We start from the raw sequence: 7,488 nt of genomic DNA on the forward strand, positions 1-7,488 counted from the left end.
GCTGCGCGGTGGTGTTCGGCACCACGGCGCGCACGGGCGGTTGGCGACGCGAGTTGCTTTCACCCGAGCGCGCGGCGGCAGAGGCCTGCCCGGTGCTGGCCGGGGGCGACCGGGTGGCCGTGGTGTTCGGCCCGGAAGACCGGGGACTGACCAATGACGAAATAGAGCACTGCCACCGCCTGCTGACCATTCCCACCGCGCCGGAGGCCTCGTCGCTGAACCTGGCCCAGGCGGTGCTGGTGGTGCTGTACGAATGCCTGAAGGGCACGGCGGCACACCCCTTCCGCCCCGGCCCCGCCCCGGATTCGCGCCTGGCCAACCACGCGGAACTGGAACTCTTGCACGACACCCTGCGCGACACCCTGCTGGCCATCGACTACCTGCGCGCCGACAATCCGGACTACTTCATGATGCCGGTACGCCGCTTTCTGGGTCGCACCCGGCTGCGCCGCCACGAATTCGACCTGGTCATGGGCGTGTGCCGACAGGTGAAACGCATGGCCGCCCTGGCCCACGCAACACCCGCCACGGAAGGCATCACCCCGGGAGGCCTCCTCCCGGACGACACCGGAAACGTGAACTAACCCCGGCCACGGCGCCCCACCACCGCGCCGCGCATCCATCCTTTCCGGCAAGACACCATGCAACGGCCCGGCACCCCGCCGGGCCGTTGCGCATTTGTTCGACACCGCACACAGCCATCCGTCACGGGCCCAGACTCTCCCTGTCTATTTTTTTACTATTAATTACAATATCTTATAAAAATACTGCAAAGCTTGCGTACGCAAAAATCGATTGACCTCTTGTGAAAAATGGGGCAATCCCCCAGCGGAGAAGTGGGGCCTTACGGACTTTTGGGGGATCACCAACGGGAGGCGACGACAATGCGTCTTAACACACTCAGAATCACCACCAAGATGTATTCCGGGGTCATCGGGGTGGTGCTGTGTACCATTGTGTTCCTGTCCGGCCTGGTGGCCTGGCGCACTCAGGGCACGCTGGACAGGCTGGGGCACGACAACCTTGCCGGGTTCATGGATGTCATGTGCGACGTGGCGGCCATGCAGGACCGCATTGGCGGCGAAGCGTTGCACAACAGCCTGGAAGCGCTGGCCAGCGGACTGCTGGGCCAGGGCGAACTGCACATCAGTGCGTCCGGCGCGGCCATGCATCAGGTGACGGACCAGACCACCGGGGCCACGTCCTCCGTGTCCGTGCCGGATTTTGAACTGAGCAGCGACGGCATGCCCCTGTCCTTCTCGCCCAACTCGCTGGTGGAGAAGCACAAGCGCACCGTGGGTTCCGACGCCACCCTGTTCGTGTTGCTGCCCGGCAAGCTGCTGCGCGTGGCCACCACCATCACCGATGCCCGGGGCAAACGCGCCATCGACACCTACATCCCCGACTCCAGCCCCGTATACAAGGCCATTGCCGCGGGCAACGACTACACGGGCCGGGCCATGGTCATGGGCAAGCCTTTCCGCGCCCACTACCGCCCGGTGAAGGACGCCTACGGCAAGGTCGTGGGTGCGCTGTTCGTGGGCGAACCCCTGCTTACCGAAGCCTTTCGCACCATGTTCGGCCAGGCCCATGTGGGCGGGCGCGGCTACACCTTCATCTTTGCGCCCGACGGCACCCGCGTGCTGCACCCCACCCGCACCGGCACCAACATTCTGCAAGATGCCTACGGCAAGCAAATGATGGAAACCCGCAACGGGTTCCTGAAATGGGAGTATCAGGGCCAAAAGGTGGGCTACGTGCGCTATTTCGAGCCGTGGGACATGTATCTGGCCGTGGCCATGACCCGTGACGAGATGTTGCAGGGCGCGGACACCGACATGCTGCGCTGGACGGCGGGCGGCGGCGTGGCCGCGCTGGCGCTGGCGGTGCTGTTCGTGTGGCTGCTGGTGCGCGAACTGATGAAGCCCATGGGGCAGTTGGCCGCCTATGCCCGCACCGTGGCATCGGGCGATTTTTCCGCCACCATGCGCTACGAGGCGCGCGACGCCGTGGGTGACACCATTGGTGCCGTCAACGCCATGGTGGCCGAGATGAAGAACAAGCTCGGCTTCACCCAGGGCGTGCTGAACGGCATGACCATGCCCTTTGCCATCAGCTCGCCCGACGAGAAGGTGCTGTTTACCAACGATGCGCTGGTGCAACTGCTGGAGCGCCCCGGCACCCCGAAGGACTGGGAGGGCAGGCAGCTGGACCGCTTCGTGTATGGCCGCGAAGTGGACGACATGGCCACCCGCCGCTGCCTGAAGAGCGGCGGCGCCGAATGCAACCTGAGCGTGGACCTGACCACCGAAACCGGCAAGACCGTGCACGCCCAGGTGGATGTGGCCCCGCTGTACGACCTTGACGGCACGCTTATCGGGGCCTTCACCATCTACGCCGACGTCACCGACCTGCGCACCCAGCAGGCCCGCACAGAAGCCCAACATGCCGCCATCACCCGCGTGGCCGAGCAGGCCGACGCCATCGCCCGCCAGGTGGCCACTGCGGCGGAAGAACTGGCCCGCCAGGTGCAGGATGCCAACGGCGGCGCCGACAGGCAGCGCGCCCGCGCTTCCGAGACGGCCACAGCCATGGAGCAGATGAACGCCAGCATGCTGGAGGTGGCCCACAACGCCTCGCAGGCGGCGGCCAACGCCGAGGGCGCGCGGGCCAAGGCCGACGAAGGCGAACACCTGGTGGCCGACGTGGTGCAGGCCATCTCCGGCGTGCGGGATCTTGCCGTGGACCTGCGCGCCAACATGGAAGGGCTGGGCCGCCAGGCCGAGGACATTGGCCGGGTGATGCAGGTCATCGAGGACATCGCCGACCAGACCAACCTGCTGGCGCTGAACGCCGCCATCGAAGCGGCCCGCGCCGGTGACGCCGGACGCGGATTCGCCGTGGTGGCCGACGAGGTGCGCAAGCTGGCCGAAAAGACCATGGGCGCCACCCGCGAGGTGGGGCAGGCCATCGCCTCCATCCAGTCCGGCGCGCGCGACAACGTGCAGGCCACGGCGGCTGCCGTGGACGCGGTGGTGCGTTCCACCGAACTCACCGAAAAATCCGGCGGTGCGCTGAAGGAAATAGTGACCATGGTGGACCAGACCGCCGACCAGGTGCGCTCCATCGCCACGGCGTCGGAAGAACAGTCCGCCGCCAGCGAGCAGATCAGCCGGTCCACCGAAGAGGTGAACATGATCGCCCAGGACACCGCGCAGATCATGTCCCGCTCCGCCACGGCGGTGCACGACCTGGCCGGGCTGGCGGGCGACCTGCGCCGCCTGACCGCCGAGATGCGCGCCTGATCGCGGACGGTCTGCCACACGAAGGGCGCACCTGACAGGGCGCACCTGACGGGGCGCATGTCGCATTCATTGCCGATTGATACGCCGGGGCCTGCGGGCTCCGGCGTTTTTTCATGGCGTCGCCATTCCGTCACGCAAATATGTCATTTTGCCAAAAAGCCAAATGGAGGCAGCCATGCAGGTCATCCGAGTCCTGTTCCTTTGCGTGCACAATTCCGCCCGCAGCCAGATGGCCGAAGCCTTCCTGCGCAAGCACGGGGGCGAGGCCTTTCTGGTGGAGAGCGCGGGGCTGGAGCCCGGCCCCCTCAATCCGTTGGCCGTGAAGGCCATGCAAGAGGTGGGCATGGACATTTCGGGCGCCACGGCCCGTTCTGTGTTCGAGCTGTTCCCCCAGGGGCGCATGTATGACCATGTGGTCACCGTGTGCGCCGAGGGCGAAGCGCAGTGCCCCCTGTTCCCCGGCGTGGTCCGCCGCCATCACTGGCCCTTCGACGACCCCGCCGCACTGGTCGGCGATGAAGAGCAGCGCATGAACGCCGCCCGCCGCATACGTGACGCCATCGAAACGCGGGTGAAGGAATTCGTGGCCTCGCTGCACGACACGCCCGTGGCCTGAGGCCACTCGACCTGCTGCCGACGCCGCACCGGTTGCGTGGCACGCCCCGTCGTCAGCCTGCCCCGACGGCTCGCGCGGAAACCGTACACGCAACATGAAGGGGGGCGCCGCATGGCGCCCCCCTTGTTGTGCATCGCAGGGATTCCGCCCGCCGCGCAGGCGGCGGAACACGTTTTCGCTAGGCCTCGCCGTTGGCCCCACCGGCGGCAGGCCCGCCGATCTGGCCCATCAGCCGCTCGCCCGCCGGGGTGTCCAGCACATCGCGCAGGGCGTGCACCACGTTCACGTCGTAACTGTCGGTCTGGCTTTCCAGGGCATCCAGCACCTTCTCCAGCGGCATTGCCGGTCGGTACGAACGGGGCCGCAGCATGGCGCAGAAGGCGTTGGTCACGGCCAGAATGCGGGCGTGGGCGGATATCTGCTCGCCGGCAAGGCCTTCGGGGTAGCCCTTGCCGTCCTGCCGCTCGTTCATCTGGATGATGGCGGGCAGCACCGGCAGGTCGAATTCGATGGAGGACAGCACGTCGCGTGTGTATTCCACGTGGCGTTCCATCTCCTGCTTTTCCTGCGCCGTGAGCTTGCCGGGCTTGTTCAGGATGTCGCGCGGCACGAACATCTTGCCCACCTGCGAAAGGTTGGCCGCCGCCTCCACCGTGGCCACGTCGCGCTCGCCAAGCCCCATCCCCCGCGCGGTCAGGCTGGCCGCAATGCCCATCAGGCGCGAATGGCCCGCCAGATACGGATCGGTCTGCTCGATGGCCCGCACCAGCGCATCAATGGTTTGCTGCACCACCCGCCGGTTGCGTTCCTGCGCCTCGACCAGGTCGGTGATGTCGTGGAACACCGAAACCACGCCGCGCACCTGCCTGCCATCGGGGCCGAACAGCGGAGCCTTGACGATCTGGAAATGGCGCTTGTGCGATTGCAGGTACACCACCTCGTTCACCGTGGCCGGGTCGCCGCCCATCAGCACCTGAGCGTCGGGCGCGGTGATGCGGCGCGCGGTGTCGAAGCCGAATACCGCCTGCATGTCCATGCCCAGCAGCTCTTCCGGGCTGCGGCCCACGGCGCGGGCAAAGGCGCGGTTGACGTACTGGAACACGCTCTGGTCGTCGGTGAGCGAGACCGGGTGCGTCATGGCCGAGTTGATGCCGTCAAGCAACTGCTTCTGGTCGTCGATGACTTCAAACAGCGCCTTGAAATCGCGGGCGATTTCGCGCTGCTCGCGGCCCACCAGCCACCACCACAGCGAGGCCAGCATGACCACCAGCAGCAGGGTGCACAGCACGGCCAGCCCCACCACGGTGCGCTCGCGCTCGGCCAGGCGGGCCAAGGCCAGATCGGCGGGAATTTCCTCCACGGTCCACCATTCGAGGTTCGGCACCTTGCGCCCGGTGGAGTACACCTGCGTGCCGCTGTCCACGGAGACGCGCCGCATGAAGGGCATGTCACCCGTTTCGGCAAAGGCGGGCGCGGGCACGTTCTTCAGCCCTTCCTGGGCCGAAGGGGCGATTTCCTCGAAGCCGCGCGGGGTGCGCTGCACCAACCGCGAAACCTGCCCCTTCTCCACCAGCGGCGAGGCGGCCAGAAACTCGCCCACCTTGCCGGAGATGATCTTGGACAGCATCAGCACCGCCACGGGACGCGCGCCGGTGGCCGCCTCGAACTGGGGCGGCAGGATGGGCATGAACAGGTCCAGCACCAGCCCGGTCTGGGTGGAACGGGCATGCGAGAAGCGCATCCTGCCCGTTTCCAGCACGGTGCGGATGGCGGCCTGCTGGTCCTCGTTCAGCGGCACGGGGGTGGCGTCGGTGGAAATGTAGGTCTGGGCGCGGGTGTTCACGATGCGCCCGGACACGAAGTCGGAATAGGTCACGAACTCGCGCAGCAGGTTACGCATCAGCGGCAGCTGCGCGGCCAGTTGCGAGATGTCGTCATCTCCGGCACCGGCGCCCTGGGTGGCACCCGGCTTGCCGCCGTTCTTTCCGGACTGGGGCGCCTTGTCCGCGTCCTGACCGGGCCCTTGCCCAGGTTTGTTCAGCAGCAGGCCCACGTCACCGTCCAACTGGTTCACTTCCGAAGCGAACAGACGGAACAGGTCGGCATTGATCAGCCGGGCTCCCTGCTCGGTCATGGAATCCAGCCACAGGTTCACGGACTCCACGCGGGCCAGCGTAAGCACGGACTGGCGCTGTGCAATGTCCGCCTCCAGCTTGTGCCGTGCGTCGGAGATGTTCCAGTAGGCACCCACCGTGGCGGCAGCCACGGTAACCCCAAGCACCACGATGCCGAACCACAGAAGCCGCGAACGGCCAGCGGGTCTGTCGCGGTCCGGCGTGCCTGTCGATGCGCTGTTCTCTGCCATGGGTCCTCCGCGGTCTGGACAGATTTTACAATCGGGGCGGGCGATGCTTCTTGCGTCGCCGGGATATTTCCCGACAGCAGTTTTCAATGTTGATGCACTCTAGGGGTTGTTTCCAAATACGGGCGAAAGGACAATTCAGAGCAGCCCTACTGCATTCTTCGGGTGCCCGGGCCGCCCCTGATTGGGATATGCGCCCATCGGTATTCTTCGTTGATCGAGTACTGCGGCACATAGTGCCCGTAGCGCTGGTGCGACAGCACCACATTGGACAGATTGTCCAGCACGTAGGCGTCGCCCCCCGTATACACCACCAGAATGGCATGGGCCAACCTGCGGATGGAGTCCAGCAGGATGACTATGCGCATGTCCGAAGCGGGCACGCCAAGCTGCTTCAGGGCAAAATACTTGGTGATGGCGTAGTCTTCGCAGTCGCCCGACTTGCGCAGAAATTCGATGGGCGCCGCCCAGTAGTCCACCACTCCCCATACTTCGCTGTCCAGCCGGTAGGGCCACTGGTTGAACAGGGAATTCACGTTGCGCAGCTTGTCCATGGTGGACAGGCCGCGCCATTCGGCCTTCAGGTCGCCCCACAGGGCATTGCGCCCGCCCAGCGCCCGTTCCGGAATCAGCCCCGGCGTCTTGCGGTCCACGTTCAGCACCCGGTCCCACTTGGGCAGGTTCTTCAGCGGTCCCCTGAACTCTATGGTGTTGAACAGCCTGATGCCGCGCGAGGCCGATGCGGCACCCTGGCGAGGTTCGACGGCCTGGGCAGCTTCCGCCGTCTGCACAGATTGACCGGGCTGACCCGGCTGCCTTGGCTGCGCGGCCTGACCTGCCTGTTTCGCCTGTCCCGCCTGTCCGGCCTGTCCGGCCTGTTCCGCCTGTCCCGCCTGTCCGGCCTGTTCCGCCTGGGCCACAAGGGGCGCATCGGGCAGGCCCACAGTCTCCTTGTCCACCGTGTCCGCAGCCACCGGGGACGTTCCCTTTTCGTCGGCGGCATCGGCGCCGTCCACCTTCGGGGCGGGCGGAGACACCTTGGGCGCTACCTGAGCATCGGGCACAGCGGACGAATCAGGCGTATCTGCAGCAGTGCGGGTTGCCTGTACGGGCGTTCCCGCCCCGGCACCGTCCCGCGCCGGTTCGCCTGCCCCCCTGGCGGCACCTGCCACCGCCCCGCGCACCTCGGGTGTGGCGGGCGTCCC

At 66.5% G+C, this 7,488-nt stretch carries 5 protein-coding genes; 3 read left to right on the forward strand and 2 right to left on the reverse strand.

What is annotated here, in order from left to right; genetic code table 11:
• From FVW27_RS03345 to FVW27_RS03355, 3 genes are all read left to right on the forward strand, one after another.
• A partial coding sequence (locus tag FVW27_RS03345; protein WP_167122724.1) for an RNA methyltransferase occupies positions 1 to 584 on the forward strand: 584 nt, incomplete at its 5' end.
• A gap of 300 nt (positions 585 to 884) precedes the next feature.
• Positions 885 to 3,305 carry a methyl-accepting chemotaxis protein gene (locus FVW27_RS03350; protein ID WP_167122726.1) on the forward strand — a complete coding sequence of 807 codons (2,421 nt, stop codon included), beginning with the start codon at positions 885 to 887 and terminating at the stop codon, positions 3,303 to 3,305.
• 175 nt (positions 3,306 to 3,480) lie between these two features.
• Positions 3,481 to 3,921: an arsenate reductase ArsC gene (locus tag FVW27_RS03355; RefSeq protein WP_243838183.1), complete on the forward strand. Its 441-nt coding sequence runs from the start codon at positions 3,481 to 3,483 to the stop codon at positions 3,919 to 3,921.
• A gap of 178 nt (positions 3,922 to 4,099) precedes the next feature.
• Here the strand turns inward: FVW27_RS03355 and FVW27_RS03360 are convergent, their stop codons facing one another.
• Complete coding sequence (locus tag FVW27_RS03360; protein ID WP_167122730.1) at positions 4,100 to 6,286, reverse strand: HD domain-containing phosphohydrolase; 2,187 nt, start codon at positions 6,284 to 6,286, stop codon at positions 4,100 to 4,102.
• Positions 6,287 to 6,432: 146 nt separating this feature from the next.
• On the reverse strand, positions 6,433 to 7,488 hold a 1,056-nt coding region (locus tag FVW27_RS03365), incomplete at its 5' end, for a transglutaminase-like cysteine peptidase (RefSeq protein WP_243838184.1).

Origin of the sequence: Nitratidesulfovibrio liaohensis (assembly GCF_011682075.1) — a bacterium.
GTDB lineage: Bacteria > Desulfobacterota > Desulfovibrionia > Desulfovibrionales > Desulfovibrionaceae > Cupidesulfovibrio > Cupidesulfovibrio liaohensis.